The 19969-nt window shown below is 54.7% G+C and carries 15 protein-coding genes; 4 read left to right on the top strand and 11 right to left on the bottom strand.

Translation table 11 applies throughout. From position 1 onward, the window contains the following. Positions 1–4 precede the first annotated feature (4 nt). The 9 genes from lpxK to ACP4QI_RS07250 form a co-directional block, all read right to left on the bottom strand. A complete protein-coding gene (gene lpxK / locus ACP4QI_RS07290) occupies positions 5–1009 on the bottom strand; it encodes a tetraacyldisaccharide 4'-kinase (protein WP_285128193.1) in 1005 nt (334 codons plus the stop codon). Further along, a complete protein-coding gene (gene msbA, locus ACP4QI_RS07285) occupies positions 1006–2754 on the bottom strand; it encodes a lipid A ABC transporter ATP-binding protein/permease MsbA (protein ID WP_032617360.1) in 1749 nt (582 codons plus the stop codon). Before msbA ends, lpxK begins: the two co-directional genes overlap by 4 nt. A gap of 36 nt (positions 2755–2790) precedes the next feature. Then, entirely contained in the window at positions 2791–5055 is a 2265-nt protein-coding gene (locus tag ACP4QI_RS07280; RefSeq protein WP_426494969.1) for a ComEC family protein, read from the bottom strand. Between the two features lie 213 nt (positions 5056–5268). Beyond that, entirely contained in the window at positions 5269–5556 is a 288-nt protein-coding gene (ihfB, locus tag ACP4QI_RS07275) for an integration host factor subunit beta (protein WP_032617358.1), read from the bottom strand. A gap of 120 nt (positions 5557–5676) precedes the next feature. Beyond that, positions 5677–7350, bottom strand: a complete 1674-nt coding sequence (gene rpsA / locus ACP4QI_RS07270) for a 30S ribosomal protein S1 (protein ID WP_032617357.1) — start codon at positions 7348–7350, stop codon at positions 5677–5679. A gap of 111 nt (positions 7351–7461) precedes the next feature. After that, complete coding sequence (cmk, locus tag ACP4QI_RS07265) at positions 7462–8145, bottom strand: (d)CMP kinase (RefSeq protein ID WP_032617356.1); 684 nt, start codon at positions 8143–8145, stop codon at positions 7462–7464. A gap of 187 nt (positions 8146–8332) precedes the next feature. Continuing rightward, on the bottom strand, positions 8333–9616 hold the full coding sequence (aroA, locus tag ACP4QI_RS07260) for a 3-phosphoshikimate 1-carboxyvinyltransferase (RefSeq protein WP_285128195.1): 1284 nt from the start codon (positions 9614–9616) through the stop codon (positions 8333–8335). Between the two features lie 71 nt (positions 9617–9687). Continuing rightward, complete coding sequence (gene serC / locus ACP4QI_RS07255; RefSeq protein WP_142488917.1) at positions 9688–10776, bottom strand: 3-phosphoserine/phosphohydroxythreonine transaminase; 1089 nt, start codon at positions 10774–10776, stop codon at positions 9688–9690. A gap of 162 nt (positions 10777–10938) precedes the next feature. Next, on the bottom strand, positions 10939–11631 hold the full coding sequence (locus tag ACP4QI_RS07250) for a DUF421 domain-containing protein (RefSeq protein ID WP_285128196.1): 693 nt from the start codon (positions 11629–11631) through the stop codon (positions 10939–10941). A gap of 138 nt (positions 11632–11769) precedes the next feature. Here ACP4QI_RS07250 and ycaO point away from each other — a divergent pair, with 138 nt between their 5' ends. The 4 genes from ycaO (at position 11770) to pflA (ending at position 18072) form a co-directional block, all read left to right on the top strand. Next, the gene (gene ycaO / locus ACP4QI_RS07245; protein ID WP_285128197.1) at positions 11770–13530 is read left to right on the top strand and encodes a 30S ribosomal protein S12 methylthiotransferase accessory factor YcaO; all 1761 of its coding nucleotides are present in this window, start codon (positions 11770–11772) and stop codon (positions 13528–13530) included. Positions 13531–13936: 406 nt separating this feature from the next. Continuing rightward, positions 13937–14794, top strand: a complete 858-nt coding sequence (gene focA, locus ACP4QI_RS07240) for a formate transporter FocA (protein ID WP_142488914.1) — start codon at positions 13937–13939, stop codon at positions 14792–14794. A 51-nt stretch (positions 14795–14845) separates the two neighbouring features. Then, complete coding sequence (gene pflB / locus ACP4QI_RS07235) at positions 14846–17128, top strand: formate C-acetyltransferase (RefSeq protein WP_142488913.1); 2283 nt, start codon at positions 14846–14848, stop codon at positions 17126–17128. Positions 17129–17331: 203 nt separating this feature from the next. After that, entirely contained in the window at positions 17332–18072 is a 741-nt protein-coding gene (pflA, locus tag ACP4QI_RS07230) for a pyruvate formate lyase 1-activating protein (protein WP_142488912.1), read from the top strand. Between the two features lie 34 nt (positions 18073–18106). Here the strand turns inward: pflA and ACP4QI_RS07225 are convergent, their stop codons facing one another. Next, a complete protein-coding gene (locus tag ACP4QI_RS07225) occupies positions 18107–18619 on the bottom strand; it encodes an anti-virulence regulator CigR family protein (RefSeq protein WP_285128198.1) in 513 nt (170 codons plus the stop codon). Positions 18620–18742: 123 nt separating this feature from the next. Beyond that, the gene (locus tag ACP4QI_RS07220; protein ID WP_142488910.1) at positions 18743–19891 is read right to left on the bottom strand and encodes an MFS transporter; all 1149 of its coding nucleotides are present in this window, start codon (positions 19889–19891) and stop codon (positions 18743–18745) included. Positions 19892–19969 lie beyond the last annotated feature (78 nt).

Here is a 19969-nt window from a genome sequence, read left to right as displayed (position 1 = left end):
TCAGTTAGTGCGCGGGAGAAACCCCGTTACCCCCTCCTGCGAGGGCAATCAGTTCCTGTAGCAGTCGTTCAGGCTGTTCGCCCTGCAGCTCAGCATCAACCGGTAAATACCACCAGTTGTCGCGGGCAAACGACCGGCATTTCACCGCATCTTTTTCGGTCATGATCAGCGTCTGGCCGGGTGCGGTAAAACCTGCAACCTGCGACAGGCTCAGCGCCTGATGATCGGCCAGCGGCACCCTGTTGAGAAGCCGGGCACCGCAGGCTTCGAGAGTAGAGAAAAAGCGCGGGGGATGACCAATACCGGCCATTGCCACCAGACCAGGGAGTTCGGCGACATCACGCCGCTCGCCGGTCAGCAGATTCACGGCCAGGCCAGGGCGCAGCTGCATCGGGATCTCTCCCGCCTGCGCCGTACCGCCGTTGACGATGACCGCATCCACAGAATGTAAGCGAGACGCACGCTCGCGCATCGGCCCGGCGGGTAACCACCAGCCGTTACCAAAGCGGCGCACGCCGTCAATCACCACAATCTCTTTGTCCCGGGCCAGGGCGTAGTGCTGCAGCCCGTCGTCGGTGATAACAATCTGCACATCCGTCTGGTTCAGCAGAGCCTGAACCGCCTCGCTACGCACCGGCGAGACCGCCACCGGCGCACCGGTGCGCTGAAAGATCAGCACCGGCTCATCCCCCGCTTCTGCGGTGGTGGTTTGCGGGGTCAACAACAGTGGATAGCGCTCCGCCTTACCGCCGTATCCCCGGGAGACAACCCCCACGCGGATACCGCGTCTGGTCAGCTGTTCCACCAGCCAGATCACCACCGGCGTTTTACCGTTGCCGCCGGCGGTGAGGTTACCCACCACCACCACCGGTACCGGGGCACGCCAGGCCCGTTTGAGCCCCGCTTTATAGCTGAGACGAATCAGGCCGCTGACCAGGCCATACAGCCAGGAGAGCGGCAACAGCAGCAGCCAGAGCGGAGACTCACCGGACCAGATGCGGGCAATCATGCGCCAAACTGCATCTTATGAAGTTGCGCATACACGCCCTGATGCGCCAGCAGATCGGTATGGCTGCCGCGCTCGACGATGTAGCCATCTTCCACCACCACGATTTCGTCGGCTTTTTCGATGGTCGACAGGCGGTGTGCGATTACCAGCGAAGTACGGTTCTTCTGCAGCTCATCCAGCGCAGACTGGATGGCGCGTTCGGACTCCGTATCCAGCGCCGAGGTGGCTTCATCGAGGATCAGGATCGGGCTGTCACGCAGCAGCGCACGGGCAATGGCGATACGCTGGCGCTGACCGCCGGAGAGCAGCACGCCATTTTCACCGATAATGGTATCCAGGCCGTTATCCATCTTATTGATGAAGTCCATGGCGTAGGCCATCCGCGCCGCCGCTTCAATCTGCTCACGGCTGTACTCTTCGTTACGGGCATACGCAATGTTATTGGCGACGGTGTCGTTGAACAAATGCACATTCTGCGAAACCAGAGCGACCTGATTACGCAGCGACCTCAGGGTGTACTCCCGCAGATCGTGGCCATCAATCAGGATCTCACCCTCATCAATATCGTAGAAGCGGGTGATCAGGCTGGCGATGGTCGATTTACCCGAGCCAGAGCGGCCCACCAGCGCCACGGTCTTCCCTGCCGGGATCTTCAGATTGATGTTACGCAAGGCAGGCGCATCACGACCCGGATAGGTAAAGGTCACGTTGCGGAATTCAACATCGCCGGTTGAACGCTCGATCACGCGTTTGCCTTCGTCTTTTTCCTGTTCGGAATCGAGAATAGCGAACAGCGTCTGACAGGCGGCCATCCCGCGCTGGAACTGGGCGTTAACGTTGGTTAACGACTTCAGCGGGCGCATCAGGGCGATCATTGACGAGAAGACGACGGTAATGGTACCGGCGGTTAAGGTTTCCATCACGCTCGGGAAGCTGGCGGCATAAAGTACAAAGGCCAGTGCCAGAGAGGCGATAAGCTGAATAATCGGATCGGAGATGGAAGAGGCGGAAACCATCTTCATCCCCTGCAGGCGCATCTTATTGCTGACCTTATCGAAGCGTTTGGTCTCCACTTCCTGACCACCAAAAATGAGCACCTCTTTGTGCCCTTTCAGCATCTGCTCCGCGCTGGTAGTTACCTGCCCCATCGTGTTCTGCATGTTCTTACTGATGCTGCGGAAACGTTTGGAGACAACGCGGATCGCTATCGACACAATCGGCGCCAGTACGATAAGGATCAGCGACAGCTGCCAGCTGTACCAGAACATCAGGACGAACAGGCCAATGATTGAGGCCCCTTCACGCACGACGGTGATCAGCGCGCTGGAGGAGGAGGAGGCAACCTGCTCGGAGTCGTAGGTAATACGCGACAGCAAGGTACCGGTGGACTGCTTATCGAAAAACGCTACCGGCATGCCCATCATGTGGCTGAACAGGCGACGGCGCATGGTCATGACGACTTTGCCCGATACCCAGGAGAGGCAGTAGCTGGAGATATAGCTGGTGATGCCGCGTAAAATCATCAGGCCGATAACCACCAGTGGCATCCAGAGCAACACTGAGCGGTCCGTTTTACCAAAACCGTCGTCCAGTAACGGTTTGAGGAGCGATAACATGAAGGTATCGCTGGCTGCGTTGAGGATTAACGCTACGCCCGCCACGATAAGGCCCGTTCTGAAGGGTGCAATCACCGGCCAGAGTCGGCGGAAGGTCTGCCACGTGGAGAGATCTTTGTCGTTATGCATTCAAAAAACCAGCATTTGTTGAAATAGCCGCATATTCTACCCGTTATCTCCGGGCGCGCCAAACCACTGATGATACCAACGGGGTAAAATTTGATCCCGTAAGCGTTGGATTTGCCAGCCATGTTGCGAAAAGGAAACCGTGATTTGCCCGGATCGGGGGGTTGTTAGCCAGAGATACCCCTCCTTTCTGTAACGGCGAGCCACCTTGTTCGAGGGCAGTCGCCACGCGTTGTAGCGGGATGCCGACACCAGAGCGATACGCCCACCTACGCGCTGCACCAGAGGAAGTGACGACGAGGTATTACTGCCGTGGTGCGGCACCTGGATAAGTGTAGACGCAAGATATTGCCAGTGACGACTGAGCATCGCTTTTTCTCCCTGCGCCTCAATATCCCCGGTTAACAACAGGCTATGGGTACCATCCTCAATTTTGACCACGCAGGAACCGTTGTTGCCGCGCTGCGGAGCGGTGGCAAGGGGCCAGTGCGCGCTGAAGGTCAGCCCCTGCCATTGCCAGCGTTCGCCGCGAAAACAGGGATCATGTCCGTCCCGGCGCAGCGGGCTGCGTATCCACATGTTCGGCCACGCCTCGCGTAGCGATGCCAGCCCACCGATATGGTCCAGGTGTTCATGGCTGATAATCACCCCCTCCGGACGCAAGTGATGCCAGCGTAGCCAGGGGATAATCAGCCGTTGCCCGCTGTCCCCGCCCGGCCACGCCGGACCGGTGTCATATAAAATCGCTTTCCCCTGTCGCTCAATAACCACTGCCAGCCCCTGCCCGACATCCAGCATATGCACCGCCCAGCCTTCCGTTTTGTTCACCCGCCATAACGGACTGGCCGCCAGCACCAGTGCCGAGACACAGACAACCGGACAGGCTTTTATGCCGCGCATCCGCCAGGCGATAATGGCTCCCCAGGGTAGCAGGGTCAGCCACAGCCAGCGTTTATCGACCGGGATCCAGCCGTCGGGCAGCGTAGTTAAGAAATTAAACAACAGGGACAGTGAGCCATCTGCCAGCGTCCAGACCTTATGTTCCGCGAGGGGCCATATCCCAAGATGCAACCACATCCCCAGCAAAATGAGCGGTACAGAGATAAAGGTCACCAGCGGTACCGCGACCAGGTTCGCCACCAGCGATGACAGGCTAAACCCGTGAAAGACCAGCACCTGCACCGGCAGCAACAGTAAAAGCATGCCAAGCTGCAGGTGCAGTAGATTCACCACTGCCCTGACTACCCACGGCCCGGATAAACGGGGTCTGGGCATCCACTGATACCAGAAAATCAGTCCCGCCACCGCAAAGGCCGACAGCATAAGGCTATGGGATAATACCGCCAGCGGATCGACCAGCAGAATGGCGGCAATACAGATCCGCCATACCTGCCAGGGCGACCAGAGACGGCCGCTCAGCTGCAGCGCCAGATATACCCCCAGCGAGACGACGGTGCGCAGCGCGGGGGGCTGCATCCCGGTGAGCCAGGCATAAAAAGCGGCAAAACAGAATCCTGCCACCAGGGGGGCTCGCCAGCCCACCCAGCGGACCGGAATAAAATACTGCCCACCCCGCACCAGCAGCCAGATGACCGACGCCGCCAGCGCAATGTGCAATCCCGAGATCGCCATCAGATGCGACGTGCCCGTTTCCCGCATCAGATTTTTAATGTCAGGCGTCACCGACAGACGCTCTCCCATGCCCAGCCCCAGCAGGACCGGGCCCCAGGTATAAGACGAGAGCCTGGCTGTCAGGGTGGCAAGATATCGGGCGCGTAAGCTGCAGCGGACATCGACCACGTCTGCGTGGGTAAAACGCCCGGTCAGCGGCTGATGCTGCGTCAGGGCATAGCGCTGGGCATCGAATCCTCCTTCGTTAAGCTGCCCATGAACGGGCCTTAAGGACAAGGTCATCTTCCAGCGTTGTCCCGCACAGCCGGGTTGCGGCAGCGCGTTGCCATACAGCGTAACGCCCACCGCGGGCAGCATCGTTCTGCCATTAAGCCGGACAATGCGGGCCTGGTACATCGTGTCGCTCCCGGTCGCCAGGATCTCCAGCTCAGCCTTCTGCGGCCCGCTGGTCAGATGCTGCATCGGCCAGACTTCGCCCAGCGCGGCAAGCCCGCCCCAGGCAAAAAAGAGCAGCCAGAAGCCCAAATAGCGCGCAATCTGATGACGAATTAAAGCCAGCGGGACCCCGACGACGATTATGGCCTGGAGTACCGTCAACTCCGGCAGCGCGGGCAACCACAGCAGCGGTAAGATGGCCAGGATCAGACATGTCGCGAGCGTTGACAAGCACATTCACACCTCCCTGTATCAGGGCAGTGTGCGGCGGGTCGCGTGGTTTGTCAGGCAGGGAAATGTGAGGTTGCGGCGCAGACTGGCGGGAAACGATCGGTTTGCAGCAACCGACCGCAAAACTTGCAGCGTCGATTCAGGATCGGCAAAACAGAAACAAAAAAAGCACCCGCAGGTGCTTTCTTGAGGTTACTCAGTTTCGCCCGCAGGCCAAACTCAGTCGCCGTAAATATTGGCGCGATCGCGCAGTTCTTTACCCGGCTTAAAGTGTGGAACGTATTTACCTTCCAGCTCTACTTTGTCGCCAGTCTTCGGGTTACGCCCGGTGCGTGGAGCACGATAGTGCAGAGAAAAACTACCGAAACCGCGGATTTCAATGCGCTCGCCCTGTGCAAGAGTGGTCGCCATATGCTCCAGCATCTCTTTTACGGCATCTTCCACTGCTTTAGCAGGTATGTGCGATTGCTGGCTGGCAAGTCTTTCAATCAATTCTGACTTGGTCATGATTCCTCCGGTTCCTTCAAACCCATTAGCTAAACAGCTTAAACAAGGGCGGCCGTAGCCGCCCTTTGTTATTGATTACAGGACGAATCCTGCAATCTGTCAAGTTACTCTACGAGTAACTTATTCGCCTTTAGCTGCTTTGAAAGCTTCAGCCATTGCGTTGTTAGAGAAGTTTGCATCTTCCTGTTTGTTAACAGTTGCGATTGCATCTTTCTCATCAGCTTCGTCTTTAGCACGAACAGACAGGCTGATTGCACGGTTTTTGCGGTCAACGCCGGTGAATTTAGCTTCAACGTCGTCGCCTACGCTCAGAACCAGAGTTGCATCTTCAACGCGGTCACGTGAAGCTTCAGAAGCGCGCAGGTAACCTTCAACGCCGTCAGCCAGTTCTACGGTTGCGCCTTTCGCGTCAACTGCAGTCACTTTACCGTTTACGATTGCGCCTTTCTTGTTCAGTGCAACCCAGTTGTTGAACGGATCTTCTGCGAGCTGTTTAACGCCCAGGGAGATACGCTCACGCTCTGCGTCAACCTGCAGAACAACTGCTGCGATTTCGTCGCCTTTTTTGTATTCACGTACTGCTTCTTCGCCTGCAACGTTCCAGGAGATGTCAGACAGGTGAACCAGGCCGTCGATGCCGCCGTCCAGGCCGATGAAGATACCGAAGTCAGTGATAGACTTGATTTTACCTTCAACACGGTCGCCCTTGTTGTGGGTTTCCGCGAACTGCTGCCATGGGTTGTTTTTGCACTGCTTCAGGCCCAGGGAGATACGACGACGTTCTTCGTCGATATCCAGAACCATAACTTCCACTACATCACCAACGTTAACAACTTTGGATGGGTGGATGTTTTTGTTGGTCCAGTCCATTTCGGAAACGTGAACCAGGCCTTCAACGCCTTCTTCGATTTCAACGAAGCAGCCGTAGTCGGTCAGGTTGGTAACGCGACCAGTCAGTTTAGTACCTTCTGGGTAACGTTTAGCGATAGCAACCCATGGATCTTCGCCCAGCTGTTTCAGGCCGAGGGATACACGAGTACGCTCGCGGTCGAACTTCAGCACTTTAACAGTGATTTCGTCGCCCACGTTCACGATTTCGCTTGGGTGCTTAACGCGTTTCCACGCCATGTCGGTGATGTGCAGCAGGCCATCAACGCCGCCCAGGTCAACGAATGCGCCGTAGTCAGTGAGGTTCTTAACGATACCTTTGACTTCCATGCCTTCCTGCAGGTTTTCCAGCAGCTGATCGCGTTCTGCGCTGTTTTCGGATTCGATAACGGCACGACGGGAAACAACAACGTTGTTACGCTTCTGGTCCAGCTTGATTACTTTGAACTCAAGCTCTTTGCCTTCCAGGTGCAGGGTGTCACGAACTGGACGAACGTCTACCAGTGAACCTGGCAGGAACGCACGAATACCATTCAGCTCAACAGTGAAGCCGCCTTTAACTTTGCCGTTGATAACACCGACCACAGTTTCAGCTTCTTCGTAAGCTTTTTCCAGCGTGATCCAAGCTTCGTGACGTTTAGCTTTTTCACGGGACAGCAGGGTTTCACCGAAGCCGTCTTCCACTGCATCCAGAGCAACGTCAACTTCGTCACCAACCTGGATTTCCAGCTCGCCCTGGGCGTTTTTGAACTGCTCTGCCGGAATGGCAGACTCAGATTTCAGACCGGCGTCAACCAGTACGATATCTTTGTCGATAGCAACAACAACACCACGAACGATGGAACCCGGACGGGTTTCGATTTCTTTTAAGGATTCTTCAAACAGTTGAGCAAAAGATTCAGTCATGTTTAATCTTCAGGTTAATATTAACGTCCACCTGGCTCCGTGCCGGATGGGGTTGTTTCACATACCCGCCGTCAATCCATTGCAGCGGGGGTACTGCTAAATCGGTCGCGATTACGCGATTGCCAGTTTTTGGCGCGCATATTGTAGCGCTTTTTCAATCACTTGCTCAATAGTTAAACTGGTAGAATCCAGAACTAATGCATCATCTGCAGGAACAAGTGGTGCAACGGCGCGATTGCGGTCGCGATCGTCGCGCTCTTTTATCTCAGACAAAAGACGTTCAAAGTTAACACTAAAGCCCTTTTCCTGCAACTGCAGCATGCGGCGCTGCGCACGCTCTTCCGAGGAAGCGTCGAGGAAAATTTTGACCGGCGCATCAGGGAAAACCACGGTTCCCATGTCGCGTCCGTCGGCGATCAGGCCGGGAGCATCACGGAAGGCGCGCTGACGGCGTAAAAGCGCCTCGCGAACGCGCGGGAATGCAGCGACCTGAGAGGCGGCATTCGCCACGTCCTGGGTGCGGATCTCACCGCTCACGTCTTCCCCTTCCAGAATCACTTCCAGATTGCCGTTGGTGGAGACAAAACGCACGTCCAGATGGGCGGCCAGCGGCACCAGCGCCTCTTCAGAGGCCACATCAACATGGTGATGCAGAGCAGCCAGCGCCAGCACACGATAGATTGCGCCCGAATCTAAAAGATGCCATTGCAATGCTTCCGCCATCGCTTTGCACAGAGTACCTTTACCTGCGCCACTCGGCCCGTCAATGGTGATAACCGGGGCAATTGCCGTCATCTTTTTCTCCTTAAATTAGGCATACCGTTGTGTAAACGCCGCGCATTATACGCGTCAACGTGCACAACTGTTACCTTTGCGTGCAAATTACGGAATGATTGAAGCTGAGTGTAGAAGAATTGGACGATGACAGCGTCATGAAGTGTAAGTAATTAATTGCCGCACCGGGCGGTGCGGCAGAGAAGCGTCAGGCAAGCGTACTGATACGCGCCAGCTGGTCAAAATAGTCCGGGAAGGTTTTCGCGGTGCATTTCGGATCCAGAATGGTAACCGGCGTATCCGACAGCGCCACCAGCGAGAAGCACATCGCCATCCGGTGGTCGTTGTAGGTACCAATTTCCGCAGCCTGCAGCTGGGCCGGTGGCGTAACGCGGATGTAGTCCTCGCCCTCTTCCACCTCGGCACCTACTTTACGCAGCTCAGTGGCCATCGCAAACAGGCGATCGGTCTCTTTTACACGCCAGTTGTAGATGTTGCGCATTGTGGTCGTGCCTTTGGCGAACAGGGCCGCCGTGGCAATGGTCATCGCCGCATCGGGGATATGGTTCATGTCCATATCGATGGCGTTCAGTTCACCGCGCGTGCAGGAGATAAAGTCATCGCCCCAGGTGACCACCGCGCCCATCTTCTCCAGCACATCGGCAAAGCGAATGTCGCCCTGCACGCTGTTGCGGCCAATACCGGTCACTTTGACGGTGCCGCCTTTAATGGCGCCCGCAGCAAGGAAATAAGAGGCAGACGAGGCATCGCCTTCCACCAGGTAGTTACCCGGCGTCTGGTACTGCTGCCCACCGCGCACCACGAAACACTGGTAGCTGTGGTTTTCAACCTCAACGCCAAAGGTCTTCATCAGGTGCAGGGTGATATCGATATAGGGTTTGGAAACCAGCTCACCTTTAATAGTGATAGTGGTGTCCTGTGGCGCCAGCGGTGCGGTCATCAGCAACGCGGTCAGGAACTGGCTGGAGACGCTGCCGTCCACCGCCACTTCGCCACCGGTAAAGCCCCCACGCAGACGCAGCGGCGGATAATTTTCCTGCTCCAGATAATCAATCTGCGCGCCGCCCTGACGCAGCGCATCCACCAGATGGCCAATCGGACGCTCTTTCATGCGTGGCTCGCCGGTCAGCACAATGTCGTTGCTGCCCAGGCACAGGGCCGCCGCCAGCGGGCGCATTGCCGTACCGGCATTGCCGAGGAACAGTTCCAGCGCGTCAGCAGAGTGCAGCGCCCCGGCATTGCCCGTCACTTCGCAGCGGGTGCGATCGGCGGACAGGGTATAGTGGACTCCTAACGCTTTCAGCGCATTGAGCATATGGCGAACGTCATCGCTGTCCAGCAGGTTAGTAAGAACAGTGGTGCCGTTTGCCAGCGCTGCCAGCAGCAAAGCGCGGTTCGAGACACTTTTTGAACCAGGCAGATTAATGGTGCCATCTACCCGCGCGATAGGTTGTAACGTCAGGGATTCCATGAAACTTAACTCTCAATTCAACATAATAAAAACCCCGCAGCCAGGCCGCGGGGGAATAAACACGGGCGTGATTAACCGTGGCGACGTTCGAAGTCAGTCATGAAGTCGGTCAGTGCCTTAACGCCTTCGAGCGGCATAGCGTTATAAATAGACGCACGCATTCCGCCCACGACGCGGTGGCCTTTCAACGCGTGCAGACCTGCGGCGAAGGACTCTTCCAGGAACAGCTTATCGAGATTGCTGTCGGCCAGCTGGAACGGCACGTTCATGCGGGAACGGTTCGCTTTGGCAACGTCATTACGGTAGAAGTCGCTGCCGTCGATCACGCTGTACAGCAGCTCAGATTTCTGCTGATTGATCTTATCCATCTGCGCCACGCCGCCGTTGTTTCTCAGCCATTTAAAGACCAGGCCAGAGAGGTACCAGGCAAAGGTCGGCGGGGTGTTGAACATGGAGTCGTTGTCGTTCAGCACGGTGTAATCCAGAATCGACGGGCAGGATTTGTGGGCTTTACCCAGCAGATCTTCACGGACGATCACCAGGGTCAGACCGGCCGGGCCGATATTTTTCTGCGCGCCGGCGTAGATCACGCCATAGCGGCTGACATCCAGCGGCGCCGAGAGAATCGTGGAGGAGAAGTCCGCCGTAACGATCGCGTTCTCGCCAAAGTTCGGCTCTTCGTGAATGGCGATCCCGTCGATGGTCTCATTTGGGCAGTAGTGCAGGTAGGCCGCATCCGCGGAGAGCTGCCATTCGCTCATCGGCTTCACCGCGCGTAACCCGTCCACGGTGACTTTGGCATCAATCACGTTCGGGGAGCAGTATTTGTGCGCTTCTTTTACTGCGCTGGCCGCCCAGTAACCGGCATCAACGTAATCCGCGGTGGTTTTGTCACCCAGCAGGTTCAGCGGGATGCCCGCGAACTGACCGCGTCCGCCGCCGTGGCAGAATAATACTTTGTAATTTGAGGGGATATTCAGCAGGAAACGAAAATCTGCTTCTGCCTCTTCTGCCACCTGAATAAACTCTTTACCACGGTGGCTGACTTCCATCACCGACGTGCCAAGACCGTTCCAGTCACACAGCTCCTGTTGAGCCTGTTTGAGCACATCCGCCGGTAACATTGCCGGACCTGAACTAAAATTAAAGACCTGAGCCATTTCCCCTCACCACGCTAAAAGCAATAAGTTATAACTGTGGATATCGGTTTTATCATTCAGTGACACGCGCCGCAATGTCTAAAACTTATGACCCGGAAAATGTGCCCGCCGTCACACAATACATTCTGCCAGCGGGCTGTCACAAAACCGACAAAATGGCTGTCAGGTGATGCGTTTGGCCCGGCTAACCTTCGTCCATTCCGGATTCGTGCAGCGTGGACATAATTGATGTGCCCCGGCCGATAGAGTCTCAACATGACCACAGCGTCGGCAGGCATACTCGCCGACTTCCGGTATGGTCATAAAACGTTCCACAAATTCATCCGGCAATATGCACAACCCGGGCTTAACCTGGTCATCTTCGTAAAAGTAGACGCTTATCTGCCCGTTGGTCTCCATAATGGCAAGCTTAATCTGCCCAAGCTGCTCGACGCTGCTCACCCGCAGCTCCATAAAGAACTCAAACTCGGTCATGTTGGCGCGCTGTACTTTTTCCCAGGCCAGCTTGCCCTCTTCGACAATGGCTACCGGTTTCCCCTCCAGCAGATCTTCCAGCTTTTCACTTTTCGACATCAACCACATCACCAGCCGGTAGAGCAACGCCAGGGTGACAAACACGATAAAGACCGGGATCATCGGCACATCGTCATAAAACGCCACGTCACCCGCCGCCGACCCCAGCGTCAGAATGATTAACACTTCGAAGAGCGACATCTGGCGCACGCCGCGCCGCCCGGTAAGTTTAAGGAACAGGAAAACCAGCACAAAGGTATAGAGACTTCGCAGCGCGACCTCGCCTAAAAACTCAACGGGTACTTTATCAAAGGCCATTCGTTGAAGATCGAATGCTTCCATTTTTATATTCCTTTACAGTAGGTTACTCAATATAAGCATAGCCCAGCCTTTTATTTTCGCCGAAACCGCCGGGGAGATAGCGCCTGTCATGCAAAACCCGTATCATTGCGCGCTTTCCGTACGATATAAGTGATCGCCATGACTCAAACGTTTATCCCCGGCAAAGACGCCGCCCTGGAAGATTCCATCGCTCGCTTCCAGCAAAAACTGACCGACCTGGGTTTTAATATCGAAGAGGCCTCCTGGCTCAACCCGGTTCCCCACGTCTGGTCCGTGCATATTCGCGATAAAGAGTGCGCGCTGTGCTTTACCAATGGCAAAGGCGCGACCAAAAAAGCGGCGCTGGCCTCTGCGCTGGGTGAGTATTTTGAGCGTCTGTCCACCAACTATTTCTTTGCCGATTTCTGGCTGGGCGACACCGTGGCGAATGGCCCATTCGTTCACTACCCGAATGAAAAATGGTTCCCGCTGACCGAAGATGACGAGCTGCCGGAAGGGATCCTCGACGATCGTCTGCGCGCGTTCTACGATCTGGAAAATCAGCTGACCGCCAGCATGCTGATCGATCTGCAATCAGGTAACGAGGATCGCGGTATCTGCGCCCTGCCGTTTACCCGTCAGTCTGACGAGCAAACCGTCTATATTCCGATGAACATCGTCGGCAACCTGTATGTCTCCAACGGCATGTCCGCAGGTAATACCCGCAACGAAGCGCGCGTTCAGGGCCTGTCCGAGGTGTTTGAGCGTCATATAAAGAACCGCATTATCGCGGAATCCATCAGCCTGCCGGAGATCCCGGCTGACGTGCTGGCCCGCTATCCGGGCGTGGTGGAGTCCATTGCCAAACTGGAAGCCGAAGGTTTCCCAATCTTTGCCTATGACGGCTCTCTGGGCGGTAAGTACCCGGTGATCTGCGTGGTGCTGTTCAACCCGGCGAACGGCACCTGCTTCGCCTCGTTCGGCGCGCACCCGGACTTCGGCGTGGCGCTGGAGCGTACCGTTACCGAGCTGCTGCAGGGTCGTAGCCTGAAAGATCTCGACGTGTTCACCCCGCCGACCTTCGATGACGAAGAAGTGGCTGAGCACGCCAACCTGGAGACGCACTTCATCGACTCCAGCGGCTCTATCTCCTGGGATATGTTCAAGCAGGACGCGGATTATCCGTTCGTTGACTGGAGCTTCGCGGGCACCACGGAAGAAGAGTTTGCCACGCTGATGGCGATCTTCACTGCTGAAGACCAGGAAGTGTATATCGCCGATTACGAACACCTGGGCGTGTACGCCTGCCGTATTCTGGTTCCGGGCATGTCCGATATCTATCCGGTAGAAGATCTGTGGCTGGCGAACAACAGCATGGGTGCGCACCTGCGCGAAACCCTGCTGGCGCTGCCGGAGAGCGCGTGGGAGAAAGAGGACTACCTGAACCTCATCACCCAGCTGGACGACGAAGGCCACGACGACTTCACCCGCGTGCGCGAGCTGCTGGGCCTGGCGACGGGCAAAGACAACGGCTGGTACACCCTGCGTATCGGTGAGCTGAAAGCGATGCTGGCGCTGGCGGGCGGCGACCTGGAGCAGGCGCTGATCTGGACTGAGTGGACCATCGAGTTCAACGCCTCGGTCTTCAGCGCAGAGCGTGCGAACTACTACCGCTGCCTGCAGACGCTGCTGTTGCTGTCGCAGGAAGAGGATCGTGAGCCGCTGCAGTATCTTAACGCCTTTACCCGTATGTACGGCGCCGAAGCGGTAGAGAACGCCAGCGCAGCCCTGAGCGGCGAAGCGCCATTCCACGGCCTGCAGGCGGTGGACAGCGATCTGAAAGCCTTCCCTGCTCACCAGTCGTTGCTGAAGGCCTATGAGAAATTGCAGAAGGCCAAAAGCGCTTTCTGGGCTAAATAACGTTAAATAACATGACAAACAGTAGGCGTATACAATCGCCTACGTTATATTACGGGGCGATTTTTATTGCCCCGTTTTTTATTTCTGCGGCAATAAGTTTTAGTTGTAATAATAAAGTTAAATATTGGTAGCTATAATAATGGCGACCTGGCGGTTATTGTTACTTTTTATATGAAATACTCCATTCTAATTAACTGCCCGGGGGAAGGTCAGAAGAAAAAAATCAACTCATTTTGTAACTTTTAAAATTTATTTTTATACGGATAATCAAATACTTACACCGCATTCGCTGGAAAACCACGCGCTTTGCGGGCCTATAAGCCAGGCGAGATATGATCTACATCAATTTCTCTTCTATAATGCTTTGTTAGTATCTCGTCGCCGACTTAATAAAGAGAGAGTTAGTGTGAAAGCTGACAACCCTTTTGATCTTTTACTCCCAGCTGCAATGGCGAAAGTTGCCGAAGAAGCGGGTGTCTATAAAGCAACGAAACAACCGATGACGACGTTCTTCCTGGCCATCACTGCCGGGGTGTTCATCTCCATTGCCTTTGTTTTCTATATCACCGCCACCACCGGTACTGCCGGGATGCCTTTCGGTATCGCTAAGCTGATCGGCGGCATCTGTTTCTCACTGGGTCTGATCCTGTGCGTTATCTGCGGCGCTGACCTCTTTACCTCAACGGTTCTTATCGTCGTCGCGAAAGCCAGCGGTAAGATCACCTGGGGCCAACTGGCAAAAAACTGGCTCAACGTTTACGTTGGAAACCTGATTGGTTGCCTGCTGTTTGTCCTGTTGATGTGGTTGTCGGGTGAATATATGACCGCCAACGGCGCGTGGGGGCTTAACGTCCTGCAAACCGCCGACCACAAAGTACATCACACATTTATTGAAGCCGTTGCGCTTGGCATTCTCGCCAACCTGATGGTCTGCCTGGCCGTCTGGATGAGCTACTCCGGACGCAGCCTGATGGACAAAGCCATGATCATGGTTCTGCCAGTCGCCATGTTCGTTGCCAGCGGCTTTGAACACAGTATTGCAAACATGTTTATGATACCTCTGGGTATTGTAATCCGTGATTTTGCCAGCCCGGAGTTCTGGACCGCAGTAGGTTCCAGCCCGGAAAGTTTCTCTCATCTGACCGTTATGAACTTCATCACTGATAACCTGATCCCAGTCACAATCGGGAACATTATTGGCGGTGGTCTGTTGGTTGGGTTGACATACTGGGTCATTTACCTGCGTGGCGATAACCATCATTAATGGTTTTCTCAGGCAGTAAATAAAAAATCCACTTAAGAAGGTAGGTGTTACATGTCCGAACTTAATGAAAAGTTAGCCACAGCATGGGAAGGTTTTGCCAAAGGTGATTGGCAGAATGAAGTCAACGTTCGTGACTTCATCCAGAAAAACTACACCCCGTATGAAGGTGACGAATCCTTCCTGGCCGGTGCTACCGACGCAACCACTGCCCTGTGGGACAGCGTTATGGAAGGCGTTAAGCAGGAAAACCGCACTCACGCGCCTGTTGATTTCGACACCTCCGTTGCATCCACCATTACTTCTCACGATGCGGGTTATATCAATAAATCCCTCGAGAAGATTGTTGGTCTGCAAACTGAAGCACCACTGAAACGTGCGATTATCCCGTTCGGTGGTATCAAAATGGTTGAAGGCTCCTGCAAAGCGTACGATCGCGAGCTGGACCCAATGCTGAAGAAAATCTTCACCGAATACCGCAAAACCCATAACCAGGGCGTATTTGACGTTTACACCAAAGACATCCTGAACTGCCGTAAATCAGGTGTTCTGACCGGTCTGCCAGATGCGTATGGCCGTGGCCGTATCATCGGTGACTACCGTCGCGTTGCCCTGTACGGTATCGACTTCCTGCTGAAAGACAAATACGCACAGTTCCTGTCCCTGCAATCCGATCTGGAAAACGGCGTAAACCTGGAAGCGACTATTCGTCTGCGTGAAGAGATCTCCGAACAGCACCGTGCGCTGGGTCAGATCAAAGAGATGGCAGCGAAATACGGTTGCGATATCTCCGGTCCTGCAACCAACGCTCAGGAAGCTATCCAGTGGACCTACTTCGGTTACCTGGCAGCGGTTAAATCTCAGAACGGCGCAGCAATGTCCTTCGGTCGTGTATCCACCTTCCTGGATGCTTACATCGAACGTGACCTGAAAGCAGGCAAAATCACCGAGCAAGACGCTCAGGAAATGATTGACCACCTGGTCATGAAACTGCGTATGGTTCGCTTCCTGCGTACCCCTGAGTATGATGAACTGTTCTCCGGTGACCCAATCTGGGCAACTGAATCTATCGCCGGTATGGGCGTGGATGGCCGTACTCTGGTCACCAAAAACAGCTTCCGCTTCCTGAACACCCTGTACACCATGGGGCCATCTCCGGAGCCGAACATCACCGTTCTGTGGTCTGAAAAACTGCCACTGAACTTCAAAAAATATGCCGCTAAAGTGTCCATCGACACCTCTTCTCTGCAGTATGAGAACGATGACCTGATGCGTCCTGACTTCAACAACGATGACTACGCGATCGCTTGCTGCGTAAGCCCAATGGTTGTTGGTAAGCAAATGCAGTTCTTCGGTGCGCGTGCTAACCTCGCGAAAACCATGCTGTATGCAATCAACGGCGGCGTTGATGAAAAACTGAAAATGCAGGTTGGTCCTAAGTCTGAGCCGATCAAAGGCGACGTCCTGAACTTCGACGAAGTCATGGATCGCATGGATCACTTCATGGACTGGCTGGCTAAACAGTACGTCACCGCGCTGAACATCATCCACTACATGCACGACAAGTACAGCTACGAAGCCTCTCTGATGGCGCTGCACGACCGTGACGTTGTTCGCACCATGGCATGTGGTATCGCAGGTCTGTCTGTTGCAGCTGACTCCCTGTCTGCTATCAAATATGCAAAAGTTAAACCGATTCGTGACGAAGACGGCCTGGCTGTAGACTTCGAAATCGAAGGCGAATACCCGCAGTTTGGTAACAACGACGCGCGCGTTGATGACATGGCGGTTGACCTGGTAGAACGTTTCATGAAGAAAATTCAGAAACTGACCACCTACCGTAACGCTATCCCGACTCAGTCTGTTCTGACCATCACCTCTAACGTGGTTTATGGTAAGAAAACCGGTAACACCCCAGACGGTCGTCGTGCTGGCGCGCCATTCGGACCAGGTGCTAACCCAATGCACGGCCGTGACCAGAAAGGTGCAGTTGCCTCTCTGACCTCCGTTGCGAAACTGCCGTTTGCTTACGCGAAAGATGGTATCTCTTACACCTTCTCTATCGTGCCAAATGCGCTGGGTAAAGACGACGAAGTACGTAAAACCAACCTCGCGGGTCTGATGGACGGTTACTTCCATCACGAAGCGTCCATCGAAGGTGGTCAGCACCTGAACGTGAACGTTATGAACCGTGAAATGCTGCTCGATGCGATGGAACATCCTGAGAAATATCCTCAGCTGACCATCCGTGTTTCTGGCTACGCAGTACGTTTCAACTCGCTGACTAAAGAACAGCAGAAAGACGTTATTACCCGTACTTTCACTCAGTCCATGTAAGTGGTTTTGACTGAAATCACGCCGTAAAACGCGTACAATAAAGGCTCCACGCAAGTGGGGCCTTTTTAACACCTCCCGCACCACAGTCTCTTTTGCCCGCTATCTATAATAAATGGATAACAGCCAAAACAGACTCGACACAGCCGCTTGAGTTGTGCGCATACACAGGCCCCGGACGGGCCGAATCTGGAGATATCACCGCAATGTCAACTATTGGTCGCATTCACTCCTTTGAGTCCTGTGGCACCGTCGATGGCCCAGGCATCCGCTTTATCACCTTCTTCCAGGGCTGCCTGATGCGCTGCCTGTACTGCCATAACCGTGATACCTGGGATACTCACGGCGGTAAAGAAGTCACCGTTGATGAATTAATGAAAGAAGTGGTGACCTATCGCCACTTTATGAACGCTTCCGGCGGCGGCGTGACCGCGTCCGGCGGGGAAGCGATCCTGCAGGCCGAGTTTGTCCGCGACTGGTTCCGCGCCTGCCATAAAGAGAGCATTCACACCTGTCTGGATACCAACGGCTTTGTCCGTCGTTACGATCCGGTGATTGATGAGCTGCTAGAAGTGACCGACCTGGTGATGCTGGATCTCAAGCAGATGAACGACGAAATCCACCAGAATCTGGTCGGCGTCTCTAACCATCGCACTTTAGAGTTCGCAAAATACATCTCAGCCAAAGGCATCAAAACCTGGATCCGTTATGTTGTGGTGCCGGGCTGGTCAGATGATGACGACTCTGCCCACCGTCTGGGTGAGTTCACGCGTGATATGGGCAACGTTGAGAAAATTGAGCTGCTGCCGTATCACGAGCTGGGCAAACATAAATGGGTGGCGATGGGTGAAGAGTACAAGCTGGATGGCGTTAAACCACCGAAAAAAGAGACCATGGAACGCGTAAAAGGCATTCTGGAGCAGTACGGTCACAAGGTCATGTATTAATAAAAAGCCCGGTTTTCACCGGGCTTTTTATTTATTAGTCAAAGACGCCATTAATAATGGTGGTCACAATCGCCGTACTCAACGCAATTAAGACCAGATCCCTCCCGACTACCCGCCATTCATAGCCAGGATAAGAGGGTAATTGACCTAACATTGACGCCGGTACGGTCTTTTTGGCGATACCCGGAGGCAGTGGTTTACCGCGCGCGAGGTTTTTCGCAATCCCCGGCGGCAGGGAATCATAACCCGTTAAACCATAATTCAACGCCAGATGCCGGGCATGGTCGTAACTGACGCGCGCATCGACGTCGTCTTTGACGCTTTTATTTGATTTGCCTTGATTCTGGTGACCGTTATTTTGTTTGTGGTCCTGGTTACCGGTATTCCCTTTACCGGAATTACCGTTGCCATGATTGCCGCTATTACCTTGCCCATTACCGTGGCCATTTCCATTTCCATTTCCCGGATTGGCCATAGCAGGTGCAGTTGCAAAGGTTAAAGACAATACTACTGCCAGCGCTGTAGTGGTAAAACGACGAGTAGACATAATGGCTGCCTTTTAGTGGTAGAACGCCTCTGAATTATCGCCTCAGGCAATAAACAAACAATGCGTAAAACTCTTATATGTGACAGAGACAAAAAAGCCTGTCATCGACAGGCTTTTATTTACTCAGGCATGGGCCACCGGTGTGGGATGTTCGCCCGCTTTACGCAGCAGCATGAGCAGATAAATAAATGACACGCTGGCGATCATGATAAACAGCAGATTGTCGGAATAGTTCTGCATCAGCATGGCGGTAAAGGTCGGGCCCAGCAAACTGCCGATGGTATAGCTCAGCAGCAGCGCCTGGTTCATGGCCACCAGCTGATGATGTTCAACCTTCTCACAGGCCCAGGCCATCGCTACCGGATAGAGGGTGAAGCCCGCCGCGCCCAGAATAAACAGTGCCGGTGCCATCGCGGCATTACTCAGCATGGCAAGACAACCCATGATCACCACAAAGACCTGAACGCGCAGCACCAGCAGGCGCCCAAAGCGGTCAGCAAGACGGCCAACCGGCCACTGCCCGATAATGCCGGCACTGACCATCACTGCCATCCAGAAACCGATCCCGGAATCACTGACGCCCTGATGATTCAGATAGAGCGGCATCAGACCATAGAGCGAGCCGAGCACAATCCCGGAGATAATGCAGCCGTTCACTCCGAGACGCGCATGACGCAGTCTCAGCATCGGCCAGATATGGGTCGCTTCCTGATGCTCACTGCTCTGGTTCACAATGCGCGTAAAGAGCAGTGGCAGGATCGCGGCCAGCACCATGCCGGTTACCCACGGCAGGACGCTCATCAGGTCGGTTGGCAGTTTGCTGACCATCAGTTGCCCCAGCACGGTGCCGACATAATAGACCATCATATAGGCTGCCAGCAGACGGCCACGGTTGCGGGAAGTACCGCTGCACATCAGGGCGCTTTCCACTACCACCCAGATCATGGCGCAGCCGACGCCCGCAATAAAGCGCCAGACCATCCAGCTCCAGAAGCCGACCATCAGCCCTAACCCGGCACAGCCGACGGCAAAAATCAGCGACGCCAGATAATAGCTGCGGTTAAAACCAAAGCGTTTAATCAGGCTTCCCGTCATCAGGGTGCCCAGCAAATTACCGGTAAAAAAGGACGAGCTGACCATACCCACCTGCCAGGTCGGTAAGTTTTCATGGGCGAGCCACAGCGGGACGAGGGTGTTTAACACCGCGATCGCGAGGGTCAGCAAAAGCAGGCCACAGAGCAACAGGAGCACTGGCCGGGTATAGATCGACATGGATTAAAAACCGTGAGGAAGTTCAGATTTCGTGCGCATCATGCCACTGGCAAAAACAAAGTCAATCCACCCGATCGG

The organism is Leclercia sp. TB492 (assembly GCF_049974505.2).
Classification (GTDB): Bacteria; Pseudomonadota; Gammaproteobacteria; order Enterobacterales; family Enterobacteriaceae; genus Enterobacter; species Enterobacter adecarboxylatus_C.
The sequence above is the reverse complement of the archived record's forward strand: the minus strand, read 5'-3'. Positions and strand labels throughout refer to the sequence as shown.

Coding starts and splice junctions, on each gene's coding strand:
- lpxK (WP_285128193.1), bottom strand. CDS start 1,009: ATGATTGCCCGCATCTGGTCCGGTGAGTCTCCGCTCTGGCTGCTGCTG.
- msbA (WP_032617360.1), bottom strand. CDS start 2,754: ATGCATAACGACAAAGATCTCTCCACGTGGCAGACCTTCCGCCGACTC.
- ACP4QI_RS07280 (WP_426494969.1), bottom strand. CDS start 5,055: ATGTGCTTGTCAACGCTCGCGACATGTCTGATCCTGGCCATCTTACCG.
- ihfB (WP_032617358.1), bottom strand. CDS start 5,556: ATGACCAAGTCAGAATTGATTGAAAGACTTGCCAGCCAGCAATCGCAC.
- rpsA (WP_032617357.1), bottom strand. CDS start 7,350: ATGACTGAATCTTTTGCTCAACTGTTTGAAGAATCCTTAAAAGAAATC.
- cmk (WP_032617356.1), bottom strand. CDS start 8,145: ATGACGGCAATTGCCCCGGTTATCACCATTGACGGGCCGAGTGGCGCA.
- aroA (WP_285128195.1), bottom strand. CDS start 9,616: ATGGAATCCCTGACGTTACAACCTATCGCGCGGGTAGATGGCACCATT.
- serC (WP_142488917.1), bottom strand. CDS start 10,776: ATGGCTCAGGTCTTTAATTTTAGTTCAGGTCCGGCAATGTTACCGGCG.
- ACP4QI_RS07250 (WP_285128196.1), bottom strand. CDS start 11,631: ATGGAAGCATTCGATCTTCAACGAATGGCCTTTGATAAAGTACCCGTT.
- ycaO (WP_285128197.1), top strand. CDS start 11,770: ATGACTCAAACGTTTATCCCCGGCAAAGACGCCGCCCTGGAAGATTCC.
- pflB (WP_142488913.1), top strand. CDS start 14,846: ATGTCCGAACTTAATGAAAAGTTAGCCACAGCATGGGAAGGTTTTGCC.
- pflA (WP_142488912.1), top strand. CDS start 17,332: ATGTCAACTATTGGTCGCATTCACTCCTTTGAGTCCTGTGGCACCGTC.
- ACP4QI_RS07225 (WP_285128198.1), bottom strand. CDS start 18,619: ATGTCTACTCGTCGTTTTACCACTACAGCGCTGGCAGTAGTATTGTCT.
- ACP4QI_RS07220 (WP_142488910.1), bottom strand. CDS start 19,891: ATGTCGATCTATACCCGGCCAGTGCTCCTGTTGCTCTGTGGCCTGCTT.